Origin of the sequence: Nocardioides sp., assembly GCF_035697785.1 — a bacterium.
Lineage (GTDB): Bacteria > Actinomycetota > Actinomycetes > Propionibacteriales > Nocardioidaceae > Nocardioides_B.
This window is the reverse complement of record NZ_DASSCL010000064.1, coordinates 16,501-41,897: the sequence shown is the minus strand read 5'-3', so window position 1 is coordinate 41,897 and position 25,397 is coordinate 16,501. Positions and strand designations below refer to the sequence as shown.

The following is a 25,397-nucleotide window of genomic DNA, read 5'->3' as shown; positions in this document are numbered from 1 at the left end:
CCGACAGTCTGCCCGGCCGCGGCGGCGACGCCCTAGGGTCGGGGCATGAGCAACCCGGTGATCGTGGTGGTGGGCGCAGGACCCGGCATGGGCGCGTCGGTGGCGCGGCGGTTCGGCCGCGAGGGGTACGACGTCGCGCTGATCGGGCTGCCGGCCGACCAGTTGGACGAGCTGGGCAAGACCCTGCAGGGCGAGGGGATCACCACCGGCTGGACGGCGGTGGACGTGGTCGACCAGGAGGGGATGCGAGCGGCGATCACCCGGTTCGGCGACCACGCCCACCGGATCGACGTGCTGCACTTCAACCCCAGCGCGTTCCGGCAGAAGGACCCACTCACGCTCGCCGTCGACGAGCTGCTCGAGGACGTCGCGCTCGGCGTCGGTGGACTGCTCACCGCGGTCCAGGCAGCCAGACCGTTCATGTCCGAGGGCGCGCGGGTCACCGCGACCGGGAGCATGGCCGCCGACGAGCCCTGGCACGAGGCGGCCTCCCTCGGCGTGCAGAAGGCCGGCCTGCGCAACCTCGTCCGCAGCCTCGACCGGACCCTCGAGCCACACGGCATCCGGGCGGTCTCGGTGACGGTCAGGGGCACGCTCAAACGCGGCACGCCGTTCGACCCGGACCTGATCGCGGACGCCATCTTCGCGGCGGCCCACCAGCCCGAGGACTCCTGGCGGGCCGAGGTCCCCTACGACGGCACCGAGGGGAGCTGATGCTCGCCCCGATGGATCCGACGTCCGCGGCGTTCATGCTCGCGGAGAACCGGAACCAGCCGATGCACGTCGGCAGTCTGCAGCTGTTCCGCCGTCCCGAGGACGCCGACCGGATGTTCGTGCGGGAGATGTACGAGGCGATGCTCGCCGCCGACGACGTCGCCCCGCTGTTCATCAAACGTCCGCACCGGTCTGTCGCCACCGGCGGGCAGTGGGCGTGGACCGAGGACACCGAGTTCGACATCGAGCACCACGTGCGGCACGGCGCCCTGCCGAAGCCGGGACGGGTCCGGGAGCTGCTCGAGCTGTGCTCGCGGCTGCACGGCACCCGGCTCGCGCCCGAGCGACCGCTGTGGGAGACCACGGTCATCGAGGGCCTGCGCGACGGCCGGATGGCGATGTACTCCAAGATGCACCACGCCCTGGTTGACGGCGTCTCCGCAATGCGGCTGCTGCAGAGCGTGCTGTCCACGGACCCGTCCCGGCGCGGGATGCCGCCGCCGTGGGCCGTGCAGCCCGCCACAGATGCGGAGCGGCAGCGGTCGGACGCCGACCTGCACCCCGGCCGCGTGCCGACGAGCGCCTTCCGCAGCGCCTGGGGCCTCAGCGCCGACGCGGCCGGGCTGCCAGGCGCCCTGGTGCGGACCCTCACGCGCGGGATGCGCAACGAGACCTCTGCGCTGTCGTTCTACGCACCGCGCACGATCCTCAACAAGAACATCACCGGTTCCCGGCGGTTCGCGGCGCAGGACTGGCCGGTCGAGCGGCTGCGGGCGGTCGGCAAGGCGACCGGCACCACGATCAACGACGTGGTGCTGGCAATGGTCAGCGGCGCGATGCGGCGCTACCTCGGCGAGCTCGACGCGCTGCCGGACACCACCCTGGTGGCGATGGTGCCGGTCGGCCTCAACGTCAAGCAGTCACAGCTCGCCTCGGTCGAGGGCGGCAACGCGGTCGGCGCGGTGATGGTGAAGCTCGGCACCGACGTCGCGGACCCGGGCAAGCGGCTCCGAGCGATCCATCGCTCGATGCGCGACGGCAAGGAGGCGCTCGGCACGATGACGCCCCTGCAGATCCTGGCGATGAGCGCGATCGGACTGGCCCCAGCCGTGCTGCCGCCGTTGCTGAAGATGTCCGGGTTCACCCGGCCGCCGTTCAACCTGATCATCTCCAACGTGCCCGGTCCCCGGGTGCCGCACTACTTCAACGGCGCCGAGCTGGTCGGGATGTACCCGCTGTCGATCCCGATCCACGGGATGGCGTTGAACATCACCTGCACGTCGTACGCCGGCAACATGGGATTCGGCCTCACCGGTTGCCGGCGCACGGTCCCGCACCTGCAGCGCCTGCTCACCCACCTCGACGACGAGCTGACCGACCTCGAGACCGCCGCCGCTGTCTAGGAGTCTCCTAGAAGGCGGAGATGACGAAGTAGAACACCAGCGCCAGGATCAGCACGAGGGCGACGCCGCGGACCCACGGGGGTGTGCTCGTCTCGCGGACCGGGTCGGGTGACACGCCGCGCAGCTCACGGGGAAGTTCGTCGTCGGCCATGCTTCGAGGGTACGTCAGCCTAGGGTCGGTTCATGTCCTACCCAGAGCCACGCTACTTCGGCGAGACCGGCGAGCCCTCCGCGGTGCTCCGGCCGGCCGGCCACCCGCCCGAGATCGCCAACGAGAGGACCGGAGGTTCGGCCCACTACCTCGCTACCGGTGCGCTGACCGGCGGGGACTTCGGCCTGTACCGGTGGAACATGGGCCCGGCGCCGTCCGGACCGTCCCCGCACTTCCACCGCACGATGACCGAGTCGTTCTTCGTGATCGACGGCACCGTCTCGTTGTACGACGGCACCGGCTGGCGCGACGCGACCGCCGGTGACTTCCTGTTCGTGCCGGCCGGCGGCGTACACGGCTTCCGCAACGAGTCCGGTGAGCCGGCATCGATGCTGATCCTGTTCACCCCCGGGGCTCCGCGCGAGGCCTACTTCGAGGGACTCGCGCGGATCGCGGCGTCGGGTGAGCGCCCGTCGGAGGAGGAGATGGCGGCCTTCTACGCCGAGCACGACAACGTCTGGGTCGACGACTGAGCCGTCCGGTTCGCCGTCAGCGCCCGCCGCATCCACCCCGCCCTGACCACGTCGCCGAGGCCAGGGTCAGGCGCCGCTTGCCACCAGCCGCCGGTGCTTGAGCACGCAGTCGATGCTGTCCCAGGCCACCACCACCAGCACGCCGACGACGACGCCGGGGACGGCGCCCGCGGGGTCCCAGTCGATCCCGTCGGCTGCCATCGCGGCGGAGTAGGCCGGGTTCACGGGATCGGTCAGCAGGTAGAGGGCGACGAAGTACGCCGCCGTCACGGCATTCAGCACGAGGTTGGCGACCATCAGGCCGCGGGTCCAGTAGCCGACGAGGTAGGCGCGGACCTCGAGGACGGCGACGGCGAGCGCCAGGACGGCCAGCGCCGGCAACCAGCCGTTCCACAGCTCCGGGTCGAGCAGCGGCACCGGGTCACCGGCGCCGTCCTGGTAGGCGGACCGGAAGTGCTGCCACGGCAGCCACACCGCCAGGAAGAGTGCCATGCCGACGCCCCAGAACAGGTCGGGGACGCCGATCTGGCGAGGCACCACGGTCTCGGGCAGCCGGTCGGGGCTCCAGGCGTCCCGCTCCCTGCCCTCGAGCACCACCTGCGGCTCGGCTCCCGTCCGTTCGATGATCACGAACAGCAGCGTGCTCCAGAAGGCGAGGTGCACCGCGACCTGGGCGGTGAACCCGGCCGCGGAGAGCAGCCCCCGGCCGAGTCCGGCGTCCTCGACGCCCACGTTGACCAGCGCCACGACGGCCAGCACGACGGGGAGCACGGTCACGGCGAGTGCTTTGAGCAGCCGAACGTAGTCGTCGTAGAGACGCGGACCGACCAGGTGCCGGGGCGGTCCGGCGTACTCCCGGGAGAGCAGGGCCGGGTCGCCGAGCTCCACCAGCACCGCCCGCACGACCGCCTCGTCGTCGAGCCGGCTGCCCCGGGCCTCGGTCATGTCGGCGATGGTGCCGCGCAGCTCGCGGGCGACGTCGTCGCGCATCGACTCGGGCAGCCGGCTCGAGACCGCCCACACGTAGCGTTCGGCCAACGGGACCGCCTGCGGGCGGCGGCTCCCCTTCCCGGTGGTGCTGATCGTCATGGCTTCACTCCCTGGATCACGGTGTCGAGATGTCTGTTCAGGTCGGCCCACTCCGCGGCCAGTGCCTCGCGGACCCGACTGCCGAGCGGGCTGACCACGTAGAACTTGCGGGGACGGGCCTCGTCGGTGTTCCACTCGCTGGTGAGCAGTCCTTGCTTCTCGAGGCGACGCAGCAGCGGGTAGAGCGTGTTGGCGTCGACGGCGAGGCCGGCCTGCTCGAGCGTGGCCAGCAGCGCGTAGCCGTAGCGCGGCTCGGTGAGCACGCACAGGCAGCCCAGCACCACGGTGCCGCGCCGCAGCTCCTGCACCAGGCCGGCGACCGCGTTCGCATCGAGCTCGTCCGGTCGGTCGTCCATACGACGCACTATACCGTGCGCCACACGGTATTGTGCAAGAGCCTGGTCTCGACGAGAACGACCACCGAGCGTCAGTCGTCGAGGAACAGGTCGCGCACGTCGTCGGCGCTGATCCCGTCGGTCACCACCGAGGCGCCGCCGTCCATCACCTGGGCGAAGAGCGCCGCCTTGCGCGCCTTGAGCTCCATCACCTTCTGCTCGACGGTGTCCTCGGCCACCAGTCGGTAGACGTTGACCGGTCGGTGCTGGCCGATCCGGTGCACCCGGTCGACGGCCTGCGCCTCGACTGCTGGGTTCCACCAAGGGTCGAGGACGAAGACGTAGTCTGCCTCGGTCAGAGTGAGCCCGACTCCCCCGGCCTTGAGGCTGATCAGGAACACCGGGTCGTGGCCCTGCTTGAACTCCGACACCACCGCGCCGCGGTCGCGGGTGCTGCCGTCGAGGTAGCTGCTGGTGATGCCCTCGCGGTCGAGGCGGACCCGCACCCGGCCGAGGAACGTCGTGAACTGGCTGAACACGAGCGCCCGGTGTCCCTCGGCGGCGAGCTCGGCCAGGTGGTCGACCAGCACGTCGACCTTGGCGGAGCCCACGCCGTCGTACTCCTCGTCGACCAGCGCCGGGTCGAGGGAGAGCTGCCGCAGCCGGGTGAGTGAGCGGAAGATCGCGATCCGGTGCTTGTCGAAGTCGTCGACGAGGCCGAGCACGGTCTGCCGCTCGCGCTGGAGGTGGGTGTCGTAGATCCGGCGGTGCCGTGGGGTGAGGCGTACGTCGAGCACCTGCTCCTGCTTCTCGGGGAGCTCCGCCGCCACGAGGTCCTTGGTGCGGCGGAGCATGAACGGCCGGACCCGACGCCGGAACCGCTCGAGAACCTGTGAGTCGCCCAGCCGCTCGACCGGGTTGGCGACCAGCTCGACGAAGCGCTGCGGATAGGGGTACAGGCCGGGGGCCACGATCGACAGCAGCGACCACAGCTCCATCAGCCGGTTCTCCATCGGCGTGCCGGTCAGCGCGACCCGGAAGGGTACGTCGAGGCGGCGGATCGCCTGATAGGTCTTGCCGAGGTGGTTCTTCACCGTCTGCGCCTCGTCGAGCACCAAACCGCCCCAATCGAGGGCGAGGTAGTCGTCGGCCTCCATCCGGTAGAGCGTGTAGGAGGTGATCACCAGGTCGGCGCCGTCGCAGAGCTCGGCGAGGGACGACCCGCGGCGTGCCTGGGAGCCGGCGACCACCCGCACGTCGAGGCCGGGGGTGAACTGCTCCGACTCGTGTGCCCACATCGACACCACGCTGGTCGGGGCCACCACGAGGAAGGGCGCGGCGTCGGCCGCGCGGGCGTGTGCCACGAGCGCCAGCGTCTGGAGGGTCTTGCCGAGCCCCATGTCGTCGGCGAGGATCCCGCCGAGCCGGGACTCCCAGAGGAAGGCCAGCCAGCGGAAGCCGTCGAGCTGGTAGGGCCGCAGGTCGGCCTTCAGGTCGACCGGGACCACGGCGGGCAGGGTGTCGGACGCGCGCAGGGCGCGGGCCGCCTCGACCCACTGCGAGGCCTGGGCGTCGACGATCCCGATCTCGGCGAGCTCGTCCCACAACCCGAGGTCGTGGTGGCTCACCCGGACGCCCTCGGCCGGCTGGTCGTGCAGCTCGGCGGCGGCGTGGACCAGCTCGGCCAGGTGTGCGAACTCGGGGCGGTCGACCTCGATGTGCACGCCGGTGCGCAGGATCACGCGTGACTCGCCCCGGGTGAGGGCGGCGAGTAGGGCGGGGAGCGCGAGGCTGTCGCCGTCGACGCTGATCAGGACCTCGAGGTCGAGCCAGTCCTGCCGGTGGTCGAGACCCTCGTCGTCTCGTGCGGCGAACCGGACCACCGGCGCCTCCGTGGCCGCCCGATAGTCGGGCCGGGCCCCGATCTCGCTGATCTCCACCTGTCCCCCGGCCTCCAGACCGGGGAGCACGTCGACGGCGAAGTCGATGGCGTCGGTGCCGGTGAGCACCGCCTCGGGGACCAGTCCTCGGTCGCGACTGCGCGAGCGGCAGAGCCGGTGGACGGCGGCGTCGTCGAGCACCAGCTCGTCGAGAAGCTGCCGCTCCCGGTCGGGCTGCCGGAAGCCGCGCAGGCCGCGGGCCTCACCCACGGCGTAGACGCGGTCGGTGTCGCCGGCCCGGTAGCGCCAGGACCAGGCCAGCTCGACGCGCTCCACCGACACCCAGGTGACGGTGAGAGCGAGCCGCGGCATCACCGGCTCGGGCAGCTCGACCGACCCGTCGGACGAGGTCACGGGTACGTGGCGTCGCAGCCGCGGCAGGAAGTCGGCCACTAGGTCGTGTCGGTCGGCCGCGGGAACGACGAGCGTGTCCCCGCTCGCGACCAGCCGGCGTACCTCCGGGCCGACCCCCTTGGTCAACGGGGCCAGCACGAGCACCCAACCGGTCGGCGGGTCGCCCGGCGACCAGACCGCGACGCCGTGACCCTGGTCGCCGAGGAGGTCGACGTCGTCGGCGGCGTGCCACTCGCCGTCGAGCCGGACGCCGACGCCGAGGTGGGTGTCGCCAGTGGCGGAGGTGTTGGCGTCCACCTCGATGCTGAGTGGGTCGGGGTGGAGGTCCACCCGGGCCAGGCCGGGGCCGGGCACCAGCGTGATCCCCACCTCGCGGGCCCGGCGCAGCAGCGGCCACAGCGAGGCCCCGAACCCGGCGAGCGGCAGGTGGGACTCGGAACCGAAGTAGGTCTGCCGGGACGCCGCGCGGTAGGCGGCCAGCAGCTCGCCGAGCACGGCGACCTGGGCGGGCGCGCAGCCCTTGCGCGCGTCGAGATAGGGGACGTCCTGCCAGGTGGCTCCGGACTTCACCCAGTTGTCCCGCGCGCCGCGCACGAGCGGCCGGATCCGGAGCGTGCCGCGGGCGGGGGCATGGGTGCGGGACCACGACTGGAAGGTCGAGGTGGTGCGCGACAGCATGATCTGGAGCGCGAGCGGGGTGGCGCGGTCCGGGACCCGCTCCCCCTCGTCGAGCTCGTCGAGCACGGACGTGAGCCGCCGCTCCCACGCGCGACGACCGTCGGCCTCCGCGTCGGCGACGTGCTCGCGACGTACGACGAGGAGCAGCGCGAGCGCGTGCTTGCAGCCGTCGCCGACCGGGCAGCTGCAGCGGCTGTAGACCCACACGCCGCGCTCGGCCTCGCCGACCGCGACGTAGCTCTGGTAGGGAACGCTGGTCGAGCCGACCACCCGGCCGCGGATGTCGAGGTCGCCCTCGCCGTCGATCTCGTGGCTGACCTCGAGCACCAGACCGCGCTCGACGTAGTCGAGGGCCCGCTCCAGGGTGACCGCGCCGAACCGTCGGGCCAGGTCGGCCTCGTCGAGCGCCACGGAGAGGTCCACCACGAGCCCGACCCTACGTCCGGCCGCCGACCTTCCCGCGCGCCACGACCGATATCGGTAGTGCAACCGTGAGCTGGGGGTCACTCCGGGGCTACCGATATCGGTGGTGGGCGTGGTGTGCTGCTCGTCACACCGTCCTGCGAAGGGAGCAGCCATGACCCAGACCCTCGAACCCCCCGGTGAGACCGCGGCGGACGGCCCGCAGCGCCGGGTGGACACGTGGTTCGCCGCCTTCGAGGGGGCGCTCGCCGCGCGCGACGTACCGAAGGCCGCGGCCATGTTCGCCACCGACTCCTACTGGCGCGACCTGGTCGCCTTCACCTGGAACATCCGCACCGTGGAGGGGCAGAGCGGGGTCGCGGACCTGCTCGGCGCCGTGCTCGACGGTGTCGACCCCTCCGGCTTCCGTACGACGGAGCCGCCGGAGGAGGCCGGCGGGGTGACGACCGCGTGGTTCGAGTTCGAGACGTCGGTCGGAAGGGGCAAGGGGCTGCTCCGGCTCAGGGACGACGTCGCCTGGACCTTCCTCACCACGCTGTTCGAGCTGAAGGGCCATGAGGAGCCGCGCGGGGCGGCCCGCCCGATGGGGACCGAGCACGGGGCGAACAGGGAACGGCTGACCTGGCTGGAGCGCCGGCAGCGGGAGGCCGAGGACCTCGGCTCGACGACGCAGCCCTACGTGCTCGTCGTCGGCGGCGGCCAGGGCGGGATCGCGCTCGGCGCCCGGCTACGACAGCTCGGCGTGCCCGCGATCGTGATCGACAAGCACGCGCGGCCCGGCGACCAGTGGCGCGGCCGGTACAAGTCGCTGTGCCTGCACGACCCGGTCTGGTACGACCACCTGCCCTACCTCAAGTTCCCCGAGAACTGGCCGGTGTTCTCGCCCAAGGACAAGATCGGCGACTGGCTGGAGTCCTACACGACGGTGATGGAGATCCCCTACTGGGGCAGCACGGTCGCCACCTCCGCGACGTACTCGGAGGAGACGGCCGAGTGGACCGTCGAGGTGGAGCGCGAGGGGAAGCCGCTGACCCTGCGTCCCAAGCAGCTCGTCCTGGCGACCGGGATGTCGGGCAAGCCGAACATCCCGTCGATCCCCGGCCAGGACGTGTTCCGCGGCGACCAGCACCACTCGTCGGCGCACCCCGGCCCGGACGCCTACGCCGGCAAGCGCTGCGTGGTCATCGGCAGCAACAACTCCGCCTTCGACATCTGCGGCGCGCTGTGGGAGCACGGTGCGGACGTGACGATGGTGCAGCGCTCGTCCACCCACATCGTCAAGAGCGACACCCTGATGGACATCGGGCTCGGTGACCTCTACTCCGAGCGGGCCGTCGCAGCCGGCGTGACCACCGAGAAGGCGGACATGATCTTCGCCTCCCTCCCCTACCGGATCCTGCACGAGTTCCAGATCCCGCTGTACGACCAGATGCGTGAGCGCGACCAGGACTTCTACGACCGCTTGGAGAAGGCCGGCTTCGACCTCGACTGGGGCGACGACGGCTCCGGGTTGTTCATGAAGTACCTCCGACGCGGCTCGGGCTACTACATCGACGTGGGCGCCGCGGACCTGGTCGCCGACGGTGAGGTCAAGCTCGCGAAGGGCCAGGTCGTCCGGCTCACCCAGGACGCGGTGGTGCTCGAGGACGGTACGACGCTGCCGGCCGACCTCGTGGTCTACGCGACCGGCTACGGCTCCATGAACGGCTGGGCCGCCGACCTGATCAGCCAGGAGGTCGCCGACAAGGTCGGGAAGGTGTGGGGGCTCGGCTCCGACACGACCAAGGACCCGGGACCGTGGGAGGGCGAGCAGCGCAACATGTGGAAGCCGACGCAGCAGGAGGCGCTGTGGTTCCACGGCGGCAACCTGCACCAGTCACGGCACTACTCGCTCTACCTCGCGCTGCAGCTCAAGGCCCGGTTGGAGGGCATCCCGACCCCCGTCTACGGGCTGCAGGAGGTGCACCACACGTCGTGACGGGCGGGCGACCGGGGCTCACTGCTGGTCGGTGGCCCCGGCCTCGTCGCTCGCGTCGCTCTCGCCGCTCTCGCCGCCCTCGTCGCTCTGCGGCTCGTCCATCAGCGCGACGGGAGCCGAGCCGGTCAGGGTGACCAGCATCTGCCGCACGTTGGAGAGCTGGGCGTTGATCGAGTCGCGACGCTGGGTGGCCGCGGCCAGCTCGCGGTCGGAGTCGGCGCGCACCCGGGCGGCGGAGGTCTTGGCCTCGGCGAGGATCGCGGCGGCCTTCTTCTCCGCGTCCTCGACGATCCGCGTCGCCGTTCGCACGGACTCGGCGTGCTCGGCGTCGGCATCGTTGCGCTGGCGCTCGATCAGGGTCTCCAGGTCGGCGTGCCGCTGCTGGGCGGCGTCCATCTGCAGGGTGAACTCGGCCTCGGCCGCCTGCTTGCGTCCGGCGAGCGTGGTCTCGAAGTCGGCCGCCGCCTTGGCCGCGCGGGCGCGCTGCTCCTCGTAGACCGCCTCCGCCTCCTGCATCCGGGCCGCGGCGTTGCGGTCGGCGCTGTCGGTGAGCTCGTCGGCGGTGCGCTTGGCGTCCTCGAGGATGCGGGCCGCGTCGGTGTCGGCGTCGCGGCGGCGACCTTCGGCGTACCGGTCCGCCTCGGCGCGGATCCGCCCGGAGTCCTCCGCCGCCTTGGCCCGCAGCTCCTGGACCTCCTGCTCGGCCCGCTCCCGGATGCTGGTCGCCTCCTCGTCGGCCAACGCGAGGATCGTGCCGACCCGCTCGCCGAGGTGCTCGAACGTCGCCGGCGGCGGTGGTCCCGCCTCGGCGGCGGTGCGCTCGCGCTCCGACTCGAGCTTGCCGACCATCTCGGTCAGCTCGTCGGCGCGGCGCTCGGCCGCCGCGGCGGCCTCGACCAGCTCACGGATGCGCTGGTCGACCTGCGCCGGCTCGTAGCCGCGCAGCACCGACCGGAACTGCTCGTCGGGATCAGTCATCAGCGGGGTCCTCTTCCTCGGGGGGTACGTCGGACGGCGGATCGGGTCGGTCGTCACCGGAGACGGCCAGCGCCTGGATCACGCCGGAGAGCTGACCGAGCTCACCGGTGATCGCGTCGCGCCTGCGGGCCAGGACGTCGACCTCGTCACGTGCCTCGGCTAGCATCCGGCGCGCCTGGGCGCGCAGCTCGTCGGCCTCGGCGCGGGCCTCGGCAAGATGCCGCGCGGCCTCCTCGCGGCTCGAGCGCAGCTCCTCCTGGGCGGTGCGCTGTGAGCGGACCACCTCGGCGGCGACCTGCTCGCGCAGGGTGCGGGCCTGGGCCTCGGCCGACTCGAGGCGCCGCTCGGCACGCGAGTGCATCTGCTGAGCGCGGGCGTCGGCCTCGGCGTGGAGACGCTCGGCGTCGGACACGGCCGCGTCCCGGACCCGGGCAGCCTCGGCGGCGGCCTCCTCACGCACCTTCGCCGCGGCGTCGGCGACCGCCTGGGCGCGCGCCTCTGCCTCGGCGGTCTCGCCCTGCAGGCGGGCGCGCATCCGGCGGCTGGCGCCGGTGATCCGTCGGCGGGACCGGTTCAGCAGGAGGGCGGCCTCCCCGTGGCCGCGCAGCCGGGTGCGGGCCGCTTCGGCGTCGGCGGTCTCCAGCAGCGAGGCGACGGTCGACCGGGTCCAGTGGGTCTGCTCCTCGGACTCCGCCAGCGCCCGCTCGGCTTCGGCCACCGCGTCGCCCACGACCTGGTCGGCCCGGGAACGCGCATCGGCGAGCAGCCGGTCCGCCTCGGCCCGGGACCGGTCGACGTCCTGGCCGGCGGAGGCCCTGAGCGCGGCCGCGTCGTCTGTCGCCGCCTGGCGCAGGGTGGCCGCCTCGTCCTCGGCGCGGGCCATGACCGCCTGGGCGTGGGCGTCCGCCTCGTCGGTGCGCTGCCGCACCAGGCCGGCGCTCTCCTGGTCGAGCCGGGTCGCCTCCTGGCGGGCGGTCTCGACCAGCCGGTCGGCCTCGGCCCGTGCGGAGGCGAGCAGCTCCTCGGCCTGGGTGTGCGCGATGGCCAGGTCCTGCTCGGAGCGCTCCCTGCGTTGCCGCGCGGCCGCTTCCGTCTCGGCCAGGATCTCGTCACGCTGGGTCTCGGCCGCCCTCAGCAGCAGCGTCGCCTGCTCGCCCGCATCGCTCACCAGCTGGTGGGCCTCGTCCGAGGCGGCGGCGAGCTCCTCGTCGAGACGCTTGCGGTCCCCGAGTGCCTCCCGGTGCCAGGTGTCGGCCTCGTCGTGCAGTCGTCGGGCCGCGGTGGTCAGCCGCTCGGCCTCGGCCCGCGCCTCCTCGAGCTCGCGCTCGGCGTCGGCGCGCAGCTCGTCGGCGACCAGCTCGGCCCGCCGCAACAGCTGGGCGGCCTGGCCGTCGCCGGCGGGGGCCCCGGCGGCAGGGGCGACAGGGGCGCCCTGTGCGGACCGCGGCTGATCCATTCGACCTCCCACCATCTCCCATGGCTGCCAGGGTTCTCGGGGCCTCCTGGCTCCCGACGACCCGCCCCATCCTCCCCCGCCGGCGTCCCGGGCACCAGTTGGGTCGGTCGGCCGCTGCCGGGGCGCCGCCGGTCTGACAGAGTTCGGGGCATGGAGAAGCTGCGACCGGTCCGGACCTGGCTCTCGGACATGGACGGCGTGCTCGTCCAGGAGGAGGAGGCGATTCCCGGCGCGGCCGAGTTCGTCGCGCGGCTGCGCGACCGGGGGCGACCGTTCCTGCTGCTCACCAACAACTCGATCTTCACCGCGCGCGACCTGCGGGCCCGCCTGGCGCGCTCCGGGATCGAGGTGCCGGAGGAGTCGATCTGGACCAGCGCACTGGCGACGGCGCAGTTCCTCGACGCGCAGCGGCCCGGTGGCACGGCGTACGTCATCGGCGAGGCGGGGCTGACCACGGCGATGCACTCGATCGGCTACGTGCTCACCGACCGCGACCCGGAGTACGTCGTGCTCGGCGAGACCCGCACCTACTCGTTCGAGGCGATCACGACCGCGATCCGGCTGATCGAGAAGGGCGCCCGGTTCATCGCGACCAACCCCGACCAGACCGGGCCGTCGCCGCAGGGCTCGATCCCGGCGACCGGCTCGGTGGCGGCGCTGATCACCCGGGCCACCGGTGTGGAGCCGTACTTCGTCGGCAAGCCGAACCCACTGATGATGCGCTCGGCGCTGAACCGGATCGACGCCCACTCCGAGTCGACCGTGATGGTCGGTGACCGGATGGACACCGACATGGTCTCCGGGCTCGAGGCCGGCCTGCGCACCATCCTGGTGCTGACCGGGTCGACCCGACCGGACCAGGTCGAGCGCTTCCCGTACCGGCCGACGTACATCCGTGAGTCGGTGGCGGACCTGGTCGAGCTCGTCGACCAGTGGGACTCCGACGAGGAAGCCGTCGTCGACCTGGCGGAGTGAGTCCCGGGCGCGGGAATCAGATCCGCACGCACGCGGTTCTCCCTGACACCGATCAGGACGCCCATGGAACCCACCGACCACGACGCGCTCGACGCGTACTCCCAGATCGTCTCCGCGGTCGCGGAGGCGCTGCTGCCGCGCGTGGCCGCAGTCCGGGTACGACGCAGCGGGCGATCGGGTGAGGGCTCCGGGTCGGCCGTCGTGCTGACCGCCGAGGGTCACCTGCTCACCAACGCGCACGTGGTCGGCAACGCCGACTCGGGCGAGGCGACGTTCGCCGACGGCAGCGTCGCGTCGCTGGACGTGGTCGGCCGTGACCCGCTGGCCGACCTCGCCGTGGTGCGCACCGACCGGGCCATCGGCGACCCGCCCACCTACCGCGACGTCGACGACCTGAAGATCGGGTCCCTCGTCGTCGCGGTCGGCAACCCGCTCGGCATGGCCGGCAGCGTCACGGCCGGGATCGTCAGCGGCCTCGGCCGGGCCCTCCCGGTGCGGACCCGCAACGCGACCCGGATCGTCGAGGACGTGATCCAGACCGATGCCGCACTCAACCCCGGGAACTCCGGGGGCGCGCTCGCGGACTCGCGGGGCCGGGTGGTCGGTATCAACACCGCCGTCGCCGGCGTCGGGCTCGGTCTCGCCGTACCGATCAACGCCACCTCGCGGCGGATCATCTACGCCCTCATGCACGACGGACGGGTCCGCCGCGGCTACCTCGGCCTGGTCTCGTCGCCGGCGCCGCTGCCGCCGGAGTGGGTGGCCCGGACCGGACAGCGCACCGCGCTGCGGGTCGCCGAGGTGGTCACCGGCAGCCCGGCCGCGGTCAGCGGGTTGCGCGCCGGAGACATGGTGCTCGCCGTCGACGGCCAGCCGCTCGGCGATGCGCAGTCGCTGCAGCGGCTGCTGTTCGAGGAGTCGATCGGCCGACGCATGGAGATCACCGTGCTGCGCAGCGGCGCCCTGGTCGACGCGGTCGCGGTGCCCGCCGAGCTCGGTGACTAGTCCGGGGACTGCTCGCCAACCGGACATTGGGGGCATTCAGTCATTCGGGGGACGGCACGCACCACCCTTGCAAGAATCGCCGAAACGGGACGGGGAACCGACCGCCCAGGTCGCCCGGGGGGTCGGAGGTCGTCACGGGGGTGCGCCCTCCGACCTCCCGTGGCCCGGGACATCCGCTCCGGCCGGCCGGCGCTGGACCGTGCCTGTGATCAGTCAAGCAGCCGATCCACGCACAGCAGCTCGTGCTCGAGCGCCTCGGACGGCGCCGCTCGGCAGGTGAGCCGGCGCGCGGGAGTGTGCCGGGTGCGCACGCCGACCCGCCAGCGCGTCCCGTCGAGCCGGAACTCCACGTGCGTCGTGTCGCCGTCCCGCTCGTGACCGAGCAGCAGCGGCGCCTCGACGGCGAGGTGGCCGGTGTGCTCGCGCAGGAACAGCTCGGCCGCCTGCACGCGGAACCCGAAGCCGCACCGGCCGCGCAGATGCGGCAGGTCGAGCCGCCCCGCGCGGTGGGTGTCGACGAAGGCCGCGGCCTCCGAGGGGTCGACCCGCCCGTAGTAGAGGCCGTGCGGCAGCACCAGCATGTTGGGCGCGAACCGGTCGCCGCCGATGTGCGAGACCTCCCAGGTCTCCTCCGGGGCGACGGCGTGCAGCGCCTTGCAGAGCGGCCGTCCCTGCTCGGCGCAGCAGGCGTCGTGCTTGCCGTGCGTGCAGACCAGGAACAGCGGGTCGGGGTGCGGGGTCAGGCCGGGCGAGGTACCCGCCGCGAGGCCGGTCATCGGCAGGTCCAACAGCTCTCGTACGTCGGACAGGGTGGCCGTCTCGACCCACGGCCGGTCGGCGCCGACATGGGCGGCGAAGACCCGCACCGGCCCCGGGGTCCGGCGCGCGTGGTCGCGGATCATCAGCGCCCGGACGGCGTGCCGCCGGGCGAGCCCGACGAGGTGGTCGCGCACCTCGACCGGGATGCGGGAGCCGGCGACGGCGTCGACGCCCCACGAGCCCGGAGCCTCCACGAGCAGGAAGGCGCGGACCGTCGACGCCGTGCCCACCATCGACTCGTCGGCGGACGCGGAGGCGAGCGCGCAGCGGAACGCGGGTGTGGTCACGATGTGATCCGCAGCAGGCCCTCGCGCACCAGCCGGCGCGCGACGACCAGGCGGCTCGACTCGTCGAGCCAGGGTGAGAGCTCCTTCACCCGGAACGCCGGGCTGTCGCGCACGAACTCCATCACCGGCGTCAGCCGGAGCGGCATCCGCAGCGAGCGGTCGCCGAGGTGCACGGTCAGCCGCTCCTCCCCGGCTCGCAGCACGCACGCCGCGGTGGCCCGGCACTCCAGCAGGGTGGTGTCGGAGAGGGCGGCCAGCCCGACCCGGTCGGTGAGTCCGCCGGCGAGCGCGGGGGTGCGCTCGGACAGGAACGCGTCGGCGCGCTCGACGGCGAGCACGGTCGGATCGGTCGCGGACACCGCTGCTGCGAAGGACGACAGCGGCTCCTCGAGCGCCGCCGCCAGCACCGACGGGTCGTCGACCCAGCCCGAGGGCAGCGGCTCGTCGTACCGCTCCGCCGCGAGCGCCCGCTTCGAGACTCGCTCGAGCAGGTCGCGCCAGGTGAGCCGGTTGATGCCGAGGGTGACGTGCAGCGAGGTCTCGTCCTGGCTGCGTGCCGAGTGCGGGGTGCCGGTGGGCAGGTACATGCTCAGTCCCGGCTCGAGCAGCACGTCCCGGACGAGCCCGTCGGACTCGACGACTTCCCACTGCTTGTGGCCGTGGGTCTGGAACACGAACACGTCGTGGCTGTCGCTGTGCCGGGCGAAGCCCTGCGCGCCCGGTGGCGTGAGATACGCGTTGGCCTGGCAGGGGTGGCCGAGCTCGAGCTCGAGCGCACGGACCAGGCGCGTCAGCGGCGGGTGGTAGCGGTGCAGCCCCTGCAGCACGACGGTGGCGCCGTCGTCGAAGAGGTCCAGCACCTTGCGGGCGTCCACGAGGCCGGTCAGTGGGGACCCTGCCATCGTCGCGGCGCGGGTGAACCTCGACGGCGCGATCACCGAGCCGTCCTTGGCGATCCGGAGCGCCGGCGTGCGCAGGGCGGTGCTGGTCAGCAGGTGGTCGACGTCGTCGAGTGAGAGCAGCCCGATCAGGTCGGCCGGGTCGGCGTGGTGCAGGTGCACGCGGGACGCCCAGACCTTGTGGTGGAAGGTCTGGGCGTCACCGCTGAGCAGGTTGAGTGCCGACAAGGCTCAGGCGTCGGTGCCGTCGGCGTCGCCGCCGTCGGTGCTGTCCCCGTCGGTCGAGTCGGTGCTGTCGCCGTCGCTGGAGTCGCCGTCGGTCGAGTCGGTGCTGTCGCCGTCGGTGCCGTCGGCATCGGTCCCGTCGGCGTCACCGCCGGGCATCGGGGTCGCGGTGGCGCCGGGGACGGTCTCGATGTCGCCGTCGCCGACGGGTTCGTTGGGAGTGGTCGTCATAGCGCCTCCGTTGCAGTAGGTGGGTTCGTCGCGTCGTACCCGCGGTCCATGGGGGCAAACTTAGGGCACGCCGGCCCTCCCCGTCAGCGGCCGACCAAGCGGTGCACGCGCGCCTCCCACGGCCCGAGGGGCACGTCGACCGTGGCCGCCGTCCCGGCGTCGACCGCGAGCACGAGCTCGGCACCGGCCCACACGCCGACGTCCTCACCCGCCGCTGCGAGGTCCGGCTTCGCCTGGTCTTCGGAGGAGAGGTTCGCCACCACCAGCAGACGCGTGCCCTCGTGCTCACGGACGAATGCGTAGATCTGCTCGTGGTCCGGCAGCAGCATCCGGAACGACCCGTGCACCACGGCCGGCTCCTCGTGCCGCAACGCGATCAGCCGGCGGTAGTGGCTGAACACCGAGTCCGGTTCGTCGACCTGCGCCGCCGCGTTGATCTCGGTGTGGTTGGGGTTGACCGGGATCCACGGCTCGCCGTCGGTGAAGTCGGCGTGCGGAGAGGCGTCCCACTGCATCGGGGTGCGGGCGTTGTCGCGGCCCTTGTACCGGAGGGCCGCCATCACCTCGTCGGGGTCCTCCCCTGCCTCGACGGCGGACCGGTAGTGGTTCAGCGACTCGATGTCGCGGAAGTCGTCGACGGTCTCGAACACGGTGTTGGTCATGCCGAGCTCGTCGCCCTGGTAGACGTACGGCGTGCCGCGGTGCAGGTGCAGCACCGTCGCCAGCGCCTTGGCCGACCGCACCCGATGGTCGGGATGGTCGCTGCCGAAGCGGCTCACCGAGCGCGGCTGGTCGTGGTTGCCGAGGTAGAGGCTGTTCCAGCCGACATCGGCCAGGCCGTCCTGCCACCGGCCCAGCGACTCCTTGAGCCGAGGCAGCGTGAGCGGGACCAGGTCCCACTTGCCCTTCGGTCCGGAGTCGAGGTCCACGTGCTCGAACTGGAAGATCATGTCCAGCTCGCGGCGGGCCGGGTCGGTGTACAGCCGGGCGTGGTCGACCGTCGTACCGGGCATCTCACCGATGTTGATCAGCCCCGGCGGACGGCCCTCGAACACCTCGCGGTGCATCTCCCGCAGGAACTCGTGGATCCGCGGCCCGTTGAGCACGTGCGGCGACTGGTTGCCGTACGGCGACGCGCCGGGCTCGGTCGACACCTCCGCGTCGGGCAGACCCGGGCTGCCGGGCACCACGTTCTTGGAGATGTGGTTGATCACGTCCATCCGGAACCCGTCGATGCCGCGGTCCAGCCACCAGCGCATCATCGTGTAGACGGCCTGGCGCACCTCCGGGTTCTCCCAGTTCAGGTCAGGCTGGGAGGGCGCGAAGATGTGCAGGTAGTACTCCTCGGTGCCGGGGTCCCACGTCCAACCTGGTCCGGAGAAGACCGAGCCCCAGTTGGTCGGCTCGGCCCCCGGCTCACCGCCCACGTGGCCGGGACGCGGCGGGCGCCACCAGTACCAGTCGCGCTTCGGGTTGTCCCGGCTCGACCGCGACTCCTCGAACCACGCGTGCGCGCTGCTGGTGTGGTTGACGACCAGGTCCATGACGACCTTCATGCCGCGTTCGTGCACGCCCGCGACGAGCTCGTCGAGCTGCTCGAGGGTGCCGAACAGCGGGTCGACGTCCTGGTAGTCGCTGATGTCGTAGCCGTTGTCGTCCATCGGCGACCGGTAGATCGGGCTCAGCCACACCACGTCCACGCCGAGCCGCTGCAGGTGGTCGAGGTGGCCGATGATGCCCGGCAGGTCGCCGACCCCGTCGCCGTCGCTGTCGGCGAAGCTGCGCGGGTAGATCTGGTAGACGACGGCGGACTTCCACCAGTCACGAGGCGTCTCGGCGTCGGTGACCCCGGTCGGCGTCGAGACCGGACGGTCGTTCTCGGCGTTCATGCGCCGACGGTATCGGTGCAGCCTAGAGTCACGGCATGGACCGTGATGAGGCCAAGTCGTCCCGCGAGCAGAACGACGGGCTGTCGCCGTTCGAACGCTTCGTGGAGTGGGCGAACTACCGGGTCAGCAAGGCGCCGTTCTTCTTCGTCATCCTGGCGGTCATCGCGGCCTGGCTGGTCAGCTACCCGCTCTTCCCCGACGCCAAGTCCTGGCAGGTGGTCATCCACACCGTCGGCAGCGTGCTGACCCTGCTCCTCCTGGTGCTGCTGGAGAACGCCGGGCGTCGCTCCCAGGAGACGATCCAGGAGAAGCTCAACGTGCTGGCCGAGGCGCTGTCCGCGCTCATGGAGTCCCGCGGCCGCGACGACCCCGAGCTGCTCGAGGCCGCGGAGGAGCTGCGCGAGGCCGTCGCCCTGGAGGAGCGCCACTGAGCGCAGTCGTACCGGTTCGGGCCGGTTCGGCTCGCGGTCCTCGGGTTCGAGTGGTGATGCCGGGCGACCCCCTTTACCCTGGGCTGGTCCGTCCCGGCGCGATCGGCCTCTCTCGGCGACGCACCGACCCCGACCGGAAGTCGATGATGCGGTACCTCACCACGCTCGCCCTCGCGCTCGTCTGCGCCGTCTCCACGCTGGCGCCCGGCGCCGCCGCGCAGGAGTCGCGCAGCGCCGCCGACGTGTCGACGGTGGCGCACCGGGGTGCCCGCTTCGTCGCGCCCGAGAACACCCTGACCGCGATCCGCGCGGCGCTCGACCGTGGCGCCGACATGGTGGAGCTCGACGTCCAGCGCAGCAAGGACGGCCGGCTCGTGCTGATGCACGACCAGGACCTGCGGCGCACCACCAACGTCGAGCGGGTCTTCCCCCGGCGCGCGTCGTACGACGTCGCCGCGTTCACCTACCGCGACATGCGCCGGCTCGACGCCGGCCGGTGGAAGCGCGACAAGTACGCCGGCGAGCGGATCCCCACCCTCAAGCAGGCCGTCCGGCTGCTGCAGCGCAGGCGGGCCGGGCTGGTGGTCGAGCTGAAGTCACCGGTCCTCTACCCGGGTCTCGGCTTCGAGGTGTCCGCGGCACTGCGGCAGGTCGACGGCTACCTGGGCTGGGCGGTCCGCCGCGACAAGCTGGTCGTGCAGTCGTTCGACTTCGAGGTCGCGCGGGCCTTCAAGGACCTCGAGCCGCGGGTGCCGGTGGCGCTCCTCGGCACGCCTGCGGTGGCCGACCTGCCGGAGTTCGCCCAGTGGGCCGACGAGATCAGCGCCAGGCACAAGACCGTCGACGCCGGCTACGTCGCCGCGGTGCACGCGGCCGGCATGCGCTGCTCGGTGTGGACGGTCGACACCGCGGAGAACATGAACGCGGCGCTCGAGAACGGGGTCGACGCAGTGGTCACGAACAAGCCGGACCTGCTCGGCCGGGTGATCCAGAGGCGCGCGGCCGCCGGGCTCTGAGTCAGCGCTCGGCCGGCGCGCACGCCCCCGTGTGCGGACGACCGCCGCAGGTCTCGCAGGGCTGGCTGTCGTCACGCCCGGTCACGGCGTGACCGCCCATCGAGTCGTCGTACGCCCACGGTCCCTGCATGTTGGTCTCCCCCGGTCTTGGCCGAACCCCGGAATACGGCGCGGTGACCTCACGCTAGGCTCCGCCGGCCCGCGACACCGCTTTGTTGCGCCAACCAACCGACCGTGCAACGGGTCCGGGCCCCGCGTCGACTAGCCTGCCTGGGTGGACGTTCTCGCCCGGCACAACGTGAAGGTGCACGGACCTTCGGACGGGCAGCCGATGCTGTTCGCACACGGCTTCGGCTGCGACCAGAACATGTGGCGGTTCGTCGCGCCCGCGTTCGCCGACCGCTACCGGGTGGTCCTCTTCGACCACGTCGGTGCCGGCGGGTCCGACCTCTCGGCGTACGACGTCGAGCGGTACTCGTCGCTGGACGGCTATGCCGACGACGTCCTGCAGATCTGCGACGCGCTCGACCTGCGCGACGTGGTCTTCGTCGGCCACTCGGTGTCCGCGATGATCGGCGTCCTCGCCGAACGCGCCCGGCCCGACCTGTTCTCGGCCCTCGTGCTGGTGGGACCCTCGCCGCGCTACATCGACGACGAGGGTTACGTAGGCGGCTTCTCGGAGGCCGACATCCGCGAGCTCCTGGGATCGCTGGAGAGCAACTACCTCGGCTGGTCCAGCGCGATGGCCCCGGTGATCATGGCCAACGCCGACCGGCCCGAGCTGGGCCAGGAGCTCACCGACAGCTTCTGCCGCACCGACCCGGACATCGCCCGCCGCTTCGCCGAGGTGACCTTCCTCAGCGACTCGCGGGCGGACCTCCCCGGCGTCTCCGCTCCGACGCTGGTCCTGCAGTGCTCCGACGACGTGATCGCGCCCGTTGAGGTCGGCCGCTACGTCCACGACGCCGTCCCGGGCAGCACGTTCAGCATGCTCACGGCCACCGGTCACTGCCCCAACCTGAGCGCACCGGAGGAGACCCGCGAGGCGATCGAGCGATTCCTGCACGACCTCGCCCCGGTCCACCGGTGAGCCGGCACCAGGCCGCGCGCGAGGCCTTGATCGAGGCCCTGACCGACGACGACCCCGAGGTGCTCTACCAGCGCGCGCCCTGCGGGTTCCTGTCGGTCACGCCGACCGGGACGATCGTGAAGGTCAACGACACGTTCCTCACCTGGACCGGGTTCCAGCGCGACGACCTCGTCGGCCGGAGGCGGTTCGTCGACCTGCTCACGCCGGGCGGGAAGCTCTACCACGAGACCCACTACATGCCGCTCCTCCAGATGCAGGGGCAGGTGCGGGAGGTCGCGCTCGAGGTGGTGGTGGCCGACGGTGAGCGGATGCCGACCCTCGTCAACGCGGCGCTGGAACGCAACGCCGACGGCGACCCGCGGGTGATCCGGATCGTGGTGTTCGACGCGACCGAGCGCCGACGCTACGAGCGCGAGCTGCTGCTGGCCAAGCAGCGCGCCGAGGCGTCCGAGGGCCAGGCCCGGGAGCTGGCGCAGACGTTGCAGCGCACCCTGCTGCCGCCCAGCACACCGATCATCCCCGGCCTGGAGGTGGCGGCCGCGTTCCGGCCGGCCGGAGAGGGCGCCGACGTCGGTGGCGACTTCTACGACGCGTTCCAGGTCGGGCAAGACGACTGGGTGGTCGTGCTCGGGGACGTCTGCGGCAAGGGTGTGGAGGCGGCCGTGGTGACAGCGTTGGTGCGGCACACCCTGCGGGCGGTGGTGATCGGCCTGCACGAGCCGGGACAGGCGCTCCAGGTGCTCAACGAGGCGCTGCTCGCCCAGGCGGACGGCCGGTTCTGCACCGTGGTCATGGCCCGCCTGCAGCGCGACGCGGACGGCTGGCGGGCGACGCTGGGGTCCGGCGGTCACCCTGCGCCCCTGCTCCGGCGGCCGGGGCGGCCGGTGGAGCCGGTCAACGGTCAGGGCCCGCTGATCGGAGTTCTCGAGTCGGTCGAGTTCCGGGACCGCGTCGTCAGGCTCGAGCCGGGTGACGTCCTGACCCTGTTCACCGACGGCGTCACCGAGGCCCGGCGCAACGGCGAGCTGTACGGCGACGCGCGCCTGCGTGCCAGCGTCGAGCGCAGCGATGCCTCCGCGGTCGCGGTGGTCGAGGCGATCCTCGACGACGTGGACGCGTTCCAGCGCGGCAGCCTGCGCGACGACGTCGCCCTGGTGTCCCTGCGAGTCCTCGACTCCTGACGACGAGTCCTCAGTCGACCGCGAGCAGGCGGTGCACCTCGAGCGGCTCCGCCTTGCCCTTGAGCTCGATCAGGCCCAGCGACTCGGTGTGCGCGCCCGGGAGCAGCGCCTTGGTGCCGGGACCGATCGCGACCCCGCCCCCGGGCGCCTTGCCCTCGATCCGCGAGGCCACGTTGACGGTGTCCCCGATCACCGTGTGCGTGCGCCCGCCCTCGGTCCCGAGCAGCGAGACCGACACCGGCCCGCTGTTGATGCCGACCCGGAAGCACGGCCAACCGGGGTGCTCGGCGACGACGCGGGCGGTCGCCTCCTGGATCGCGAGGCCGGCACCCGCGGCCCGTCGCGCGTGGTCGGGCTGGTCGCCGCGCTTGTTGAAGGTGACCATCAGCGCGTCGCCGATGATCCGGTCGATGTCGCCGCCGAACTGCCGGACGACGGGCGGCACCGCGACCTCGAAGAAGGTGTTCAGCATCGCGGTCACCTCGGCCGGCTCGTGGTGCTCCGAGAAGGCCGTGAACCCCTGGAGGTCAGCGAACAGCACGCTCATCTCCCGCGTGCCCGAGACGGTGTCGTCGAGGTACAGGTCGGCGAACCGCTCCTCGTGCCACTGCAGCTGAGCACCGAGCGCAACCAGTCCGAACGCCGCCAGCATCAGCACGTGCCACTCCCACCAGGTCAGCTGCCAGTTGCGGGCGAACACCACCGCGACCATGGCCTCGGCGAGCAGCACGAAGGCGGCCAGGATCGACAGCAGCATCAACGACGGACGACGCCGCCAGAGCCCCACGTAGCGGACCGCGGCCACGGCGTACAGCACGATCGCCGGCACCGCCAGCAGCCCGAGCAGTCCGCCGGCCTGCTCCGGCACGATCTGCTCGGCGTGCAGCGGCGGCAGCTGAGCCAAGGACAACACCGCCCACAGCACCATCAGCCCCACCAGGGCGAACCGGAGCCAGCGCCCGAGCCGGACCGTCCGAGCCGACTGCTGGGACAGGTCCAGCGACGACCCGACCGCGAACAGCGAGCCGAGCGCGATGCCGACCGGCGTGGCTACCACGAAGCCGGCGTTGGGTGCGGCCAGCAGGACCCCGGGCGTGGCCAGCGCGTGCAGGCCGAGGAAGCCGGCGGCCGACAGGAAGGTCAGGGAGACCAGCAGCACCCGGGCGTCGCCCCGGCGCACCGCGGCGGTCCCGGTGCCGAATGCGAGCAGCGCACTCAGCGCCGCGCTGAGCAGCACCAGCCAGAAGTGCGCCGGGTGGTGCTCCCAGTGCAGGTCCAGCCCGGGACGGCGCATCAGCAGCAGCAGCCCCAGCAGCGGCAGCGCGAGGACCGCGCCCGCCGCGGCGAGCATCCACGGGGTGTACACGAACCGGTGCCGTTCCGGTGTCGTCGTTGCTGTCACCAGGTCCTCACCGGGGCCCCACCGGGTCATCGCCGGGTGATCGGCGGGTCATTGTTGGGGCACCTTGAACAGCTGGTGGACCTGGGAGACGACGACCGACCCCTCCCCCACGGCCGAGGCCACCCGCTTCACCGACCCGCAGCGCACGTCCCCGACGGCGAACAGCCCGGGGACCGTGGACTCGTAGGGGTACGGCGCCCGGGCCAGCGGCCAGGTGCCGGACTGCGCGACGTCGCTGCCGGCGAGCACGTAGCCGAACCGATCCCGCGCCACCTCGGCGGGCAGCCAGTCGGTGCGCGGTTGGGCGCCGATCATCACGAACAGCCCGTCGGCCTTCAGCGTCTCCTCGACACCCGACGTACGGTCCCTGATGACGACCCGTTCCAGCCGGGTCTCCCCGCTGCCGCCGACCACCTCCGTCGACAGCCGTACGACGATGTTGGGCGCGGGCGCGATCGCGTCGACCAGGTAGCTCGACATGCCCGCGCCCAGGTCCGCCCCGCGCACCACCAGGGTGACCCGCTCGCAGTACTTCGCCAGGTGCAGCACCGCCTGCCCCGCCGAGTTGCCGCCGCCGACCACGACGGCGTCGAGACCGGTCAGGCCCTGCGCCTCGGAGATGTTCGCGCCGTAGTACACCCCCGCACCGGTGAGCGCCTCTAGCTCCGGGACGCCGAGCCGCCGGTAGGACACGCCCGTGGCCAGCACCACCGCCCGCGCGGAGACCTCGCCGACGCCACCGATGCGGGCGACGAACCGGCCGTCCTTGACGGCGAGGTCCTCCACCTCGCGCATGAACAGGAAGTAGGTGCCGAACACCCAGGCCTGCTGGTAGCCGCGCTGCGCGAGGTCGGCGCCACTGACCCCGCGCGAGAAGCCGAGGTAGTTCCGGATCAGCGAGCTCGACCCGGCCTGGCCGCCGAGCGACTCCCGCTCCACGACCAGCGTGCGCAGCCCCTCCGACGCCCCGTACACCGCCGCGGCCAGACCCGACGGCCCGCCGCCCACCACGAGCACGTCGAAGTCCCGGTTGTCCTCGTCGAGGTCGGTGGCCACCCCCCAGGCCTCGGCGATCTCCACGTCGGTGGGGTCGAGGAGCACCTTGCCGTCGAGCGCCGCCATCCACACGAGCACCTCGGCGTTCGACGCGTTGAAGCCCTGCAGGTGGACGTAGCGCAGCACGTCGTCGGCGGGACCGGTTCCCCTCTCCCGGAACGCGTGCGGCACGCCGTTGCGGGTGAGCAGGCTACGGATCTCCGAGGCGCGCACCGAGCGGCGGTCGGCGACCACGACCACCTCGCGCAGGTTGGTCGGGTCGCTGCGCGACCACTCCTGCACGAACTCCGCGATCGTGCGGTGGAAGAGCTCGTCGCGGTCGATCCAGGGCTTGAGCACGTAGTAGCTGATGTCCCCGACCGCCATCGCCTGCAGGATCGCCGCGGCGGCGTCCCGGTCGGCCCAGGAGCCCCAGTCGACGAGCATGGCCCGGCGGGCGTCGGGGTGCGTCGCGCGCACCCGGCCGAGCAGCTCCGCCCGCTCGTCGGCCGGCAGCGCGTAGTCGACCAGCACCACCGCGACCCGCTGGCCGAGCTTGCTCGCGTCCTCGAGCACCCGGCCGGCGTCGGCGCAGCCGCTCTCGCCGCGGACCCTGAACTCGGCGCCGAAGCCCTGCTGCAGCTCGTCTTCCACCCGGTCGAGCTGGTGCGGGTCGGCCACGACCGTCACCAGCAGCGGTCGCAGCCGACCGGCCCCCACCTGGATCTCGGCGCCCATGCGTCGAGGCTAAGGAGGCACCGCCGGCATGGCGACGGGTATAAGTCGGGCGTTCCGCGCCCAACCACCGCGCTCCGGGCAGCCCTTCTGCCGGTGTCCCGACCCGCGCCGCCCACAGCGAAACCTTGACGGGCGGACGACG

Annotated in this window: 23 protein-coding genes; 10 read left to right on the top strand and 13 right to left on the bottom strand. The window is 72.3% G+C overall.

Going from position 1 to position 25,397, the window contains the following annotated elements; translation table 11 throughout:
- The first annotated feature begins 45 nt into the window (after positions 1–45).
- Positions 46–714: an SDR family oxidoreductase gene (locus tag VFH10_RS06425; protein WP_325127103.1), complete on the top strand. Its 669-nt coding sequence runs from the start codon at positions 46–48 to the stop codon at positions 712–714.
- Between the two features lie 11 nt (positions 715–725).
- Positions 726–2,117 (top strand): wax ester/triacylglycerol synthase family O-acyltransferase, encoded by a 1,392-nt coding sequence (locus tag VFH10_RS06420; protein WP_325127101.1) that lies wholly within the window; start codon positions 726–728, stop codon positions 2,115–2,117.
- A 7-nt stretch (positions 2,118–2,124) separates the two neighbouring features.
- On the opposite strand, the gene VFH10_RS06415 is transcribed toward VFH10_RS06420, so the two are convergent.
- Entirely contained in the window at positions 2,125–2,268 is a 144-nt protein-coding gene (locus VFH10_RS06415; protein WP_325127099.1) for a hypothetical protein, read from the bottom strand.
- 32 nt (positions 2,269–2,300) lie between these two features.
- Here VFH10_RS06415 and VFH10_RS06410 point away from each other — a divergent pair, with 32 nt between their 5' ends.
- On the top strand, positions 2,301–2,801 hold the full coding sequence (locus VFH10_RS06410; protein WP_325127097.1) for a cupin domain-containing protein: 501 nt from the start codon (positions 2,301–2,303) through the stop codon (positions 2,799–2,801).
- A 66-nt stretch (positions 2,802–2,867) separates the two neighbouring features.
- Here the strand turns inward: VFH10_RS06410 and VFH10_RS06405 are convergent, their stop codons facing one another.
- The 3 genes from VFH10_RS06405 to VFH10_RS06395 form a co-directional block, all read right to left on the bottom strand.
- A complete protein-coding gene (locus tag VFH10_RS06405) occupies positions 2,868–3,890 on the bottom strand; it encodes an HAAS signaling domain-containing protein (RefSeq protein ID WP_325127096.1) in 1,023 nt (340 codons plus the stop codon).
- On the bottom strand, positions 3,887–4,246 hold the full coding sequence (locus VFH10_RS06400) for a PadR family transcriptional regulator (RefSeq protein WP_325127094.1): 360 nt from the start codon (positions 4,244–4,246) through the stop codon (positions 3,887–3,889). Before VFH10_RS06400 ends, VFH10_RS06405 begins: the two co-directional genes overlap by 4 nt.
- Positions 4,247–4,317: 71 nt before the next feature.
- Positions 4,318–7,623: a DEAD/DEAH box helicase gene (locus VFH10_RS06395; protein WP_325127092.1), complete on the bottom strand. Its 3,306-nt coding sequence runs from the start codon at positions 7,621–7,623 to the stop codon at positions 4,318–4,320.
- A gap of 151 nt (positions 7,624–7,774) precedes the next feature.
- Between VFH10_RS06395 and VFH10_RS06390 the strand changes: the two genes are divergently transcribed.
- Positions 7,775–9,598, top strand: a complete 1,824-nt coding sequence (locus tag VFH10_RS06390) for an NAD(P)/FAD-dependent oxidoreductase (RefSeq protein WP_325127090.1) — start codon at positions 7,775–7,777, stop codon at positions 9,596–9,598.
- 18 nt (positions 9,599–9,616) lie between these two features.
- On the opposite strand, the gene VFH10_RS06385 is transcribed toward VFH10_RS06390, so the two are convergent.
- Together VFH10_RS06385 and VFH10_RS06380 are read right to left on the bottom strand one after the other, a co-directional pair.
- Entirely contained in the window at positions 9,617–10,576 is a 960-nt protein-coding gene (locus VFH10_RS06385; protein ID WP_325127088.1) for a hypothetical protein, read from the bottom strand.
- The gene (locus VFH10_RS06380) at positions 10,569–12,032 is read right to left on the bottom strand and encodes a hypothetical protein (RefSeq protein ID WP_325127086.1); all 1,464 of its coding nucleotides are present in this window, start codon (positions 12,030–12,032) and stop codon (positions 10,569–10,571) included. The genes VFH10_RS06385 and VFH10_RS06380 overlap by 8 nt, the downstream gene beginning before the upstream one ends.
- A 150-nt stretch (positions 12,033–12,182) precedes the next feature.
- On the opposite strand from VFH10_RS06380, the gene VFH10_RS06375 reads away from it, so the two are divergent.
- On the top strand, positions 12,183–13,007 hold the full coding sequence (locus VFH10_RS06375; protein WP_325127084.1) for an HAD-IIA family hydrolase: 825 nt from the start codon (positions 12,183–12,185) through the stop codon (positions 13,005–13,007).
- A 63-nt stretch (positions 13,008–13,070) separates the two neighbouring features.
- A complete protein-coding gene (locus VFH10_RS06370) occupies positions 13,071–14,012 on the top strand; it encodes a S1C family serine protease (RefSeq protein ID WP_325127082.1) in 942 nt (313 codons plus the stop codon).
- Positions 14,013–14,221: 209 nt separating this feature from the next.
- Here VFH10_RS06370 and VFH10_RS06365 read toward each other — a convergent pair whose 3' ends face one another.
- The 4 genes from VFH10_RS06365 to VFH10_RS06350 form a co-directional block, all read right to left on the bottom strand.
- A complete protein-coding gene (locus tag VFH10_RS06365) occupies positions 14,222–15,118 on the bottom strand; it encodes a sucrase ferredoxin (protein WP_325127080.1) in 897 nt (298 codons plus the stop codon).
- The gene (locus VFH10_RS06360) at positions 15,115–16,245 is read right to left on the bottom strand and encodes a cupin domain-containing protein (protein WP_325127078.1); all 1,131 of its coding nucleotides are present in this window, start codon (positions 16,243–16,245) and stop codon (positions 15,115–15,117) included. The genes VFH10_RS06365 and VFH10_RS06360 overlap by 4 nt, the downstream gene beginning before the upstream one ends.
- A gap of 3 nt (positions 16,246–16,248) precedes the next feature.
- Positions 16,249–16,473: a hypothetical protein gene (locus tag VFH10_RS06355; protein WP_325127076.1), complete on the bottom strand. Its 225-nt coding sequence runs from the start codon at positions 16,471–16,473 to the stop codon at positions 16,249–16,251.
- Positions 16,474–16,556: 83 nt separating this feature from the next.
- Entirely contained in the window at positions 16,557–18,362 is a 1,806-nt protein-coding gene (locus tag VFH10_RS06350) for an alpha-glucosidase (protein ID WP_325127074.1), read from the bottom strand.
- Positions 18,363–18,397: 35 nt separating this feature from the next.
- On the opposite strand from VFH10_RS06350, the gene VFH10_RS06345 reads away from it, so the two are divergent.
- Together VFH10_RS06345 and VFH10_RS06340 are read left to right on the top strand one after the other, a co-directional pair.
- Positions 18,398–18,793 carry a low affinity iron permease family protein gene (locus tag VFH10_RS06345; RefSeq protein ID WP_325127072.1) on the top strand — a complete coding sequence of 132 codons (396 nt, stop codon included), beginning with the start codon at positions 18,398–18,400 and terminating at the stop codon, positions 18,791–18,793.
- Between the two features lie 56 nt (positions 18,794–18,849).
- Positions 18,850–19,809 (top strand): glycerophosphodiester phosphodiesterase, encoded by a 960-nt coding sequence (locus VFH10_RS06340; RefSeq protein ID WP_325127069.1) that lies wholly within the window; start codon positions 18,850–18,852, stop codon positions 19,807–19,809.
- Between the two features lies 1 nt (position 19,810).
- Here VFH10_RS06340 and VFH10_RS06335 read toward each other — a convergent pair whose 3' ends face one another.
- A complete protein-coding gene (locus tag VFH10_RS06335) occupies positions 19,811–19,939 on the bottom strand; it encodes a hypothetical protein (RefSeq protein ID WP_325127067.1) in 129 nt (42 codons plus the stop codon).
- Positions 19,940–20,083: 144 nt separating this feature from the next.
- Here VFH10_RS06335 and VFH10_RS06330 point away from each other — a divergent pair, with 144 nt between their 5' ends.
- Both VFH10_RS06330 and VFH10_RS06325 read left to right on the top strand, forming a co-directional pair.
- Complete coding sequence (locus VFH10_RS06330) at positions 20,084–20,899, top strand: alpha/beta hydrolase (protein ID WP_325127065.1); 816 nt, start codon at positions 20,084–20,086, stop codon at positions 20,897–20,899.
- Positions 20,896–22,080 carry a SpoIIE family protein phosphatase gene (locus VFH10_RS06325; RefSeq protein WP_325127064.1) on the top strand — a complete coding sequence of 395 codons (1,185 nt, stop codon included), beginning with the start codon at positions 20,896–20,898 and terminating at the stop codon, positions 22,078–22,080. Before VFH10_RS06330 ends, VFH10_RS06325 begins: the two co-directional genes overlap by 4 nt.
- A gap of 10 nt (positions 22,081–22,090) precedes the next feature.
- Here the strand turns inward: VFH10_RS06325 and VFH10_RS06320 are convergent, their stop codons facing one another.
- Positions 22,091–23,512, bottom strand: a complete 1,422-nt coding sequence (locus tag VFH10_RS06320) for an adenylate/guanylate cyclase domain-containing protein (protein ID WP_325127063.1) — start codon at positions 23,510–23,512, stop codon at positions 22,091–22,093.
- Between the two features lie 18 nt (positions 23,513–23,530).
- Entirely contained in the window at positions 23,531–25,255 is a 1,725-nt protein-coding gene (locus tag VFH10_RS06315) for an FAD-dependent oxidoreductase (RefSeq protein WP_325127061.1), read from the bottom strand.
- Positions 25,256–25,397: the final 142 nt, after the last annotated feature.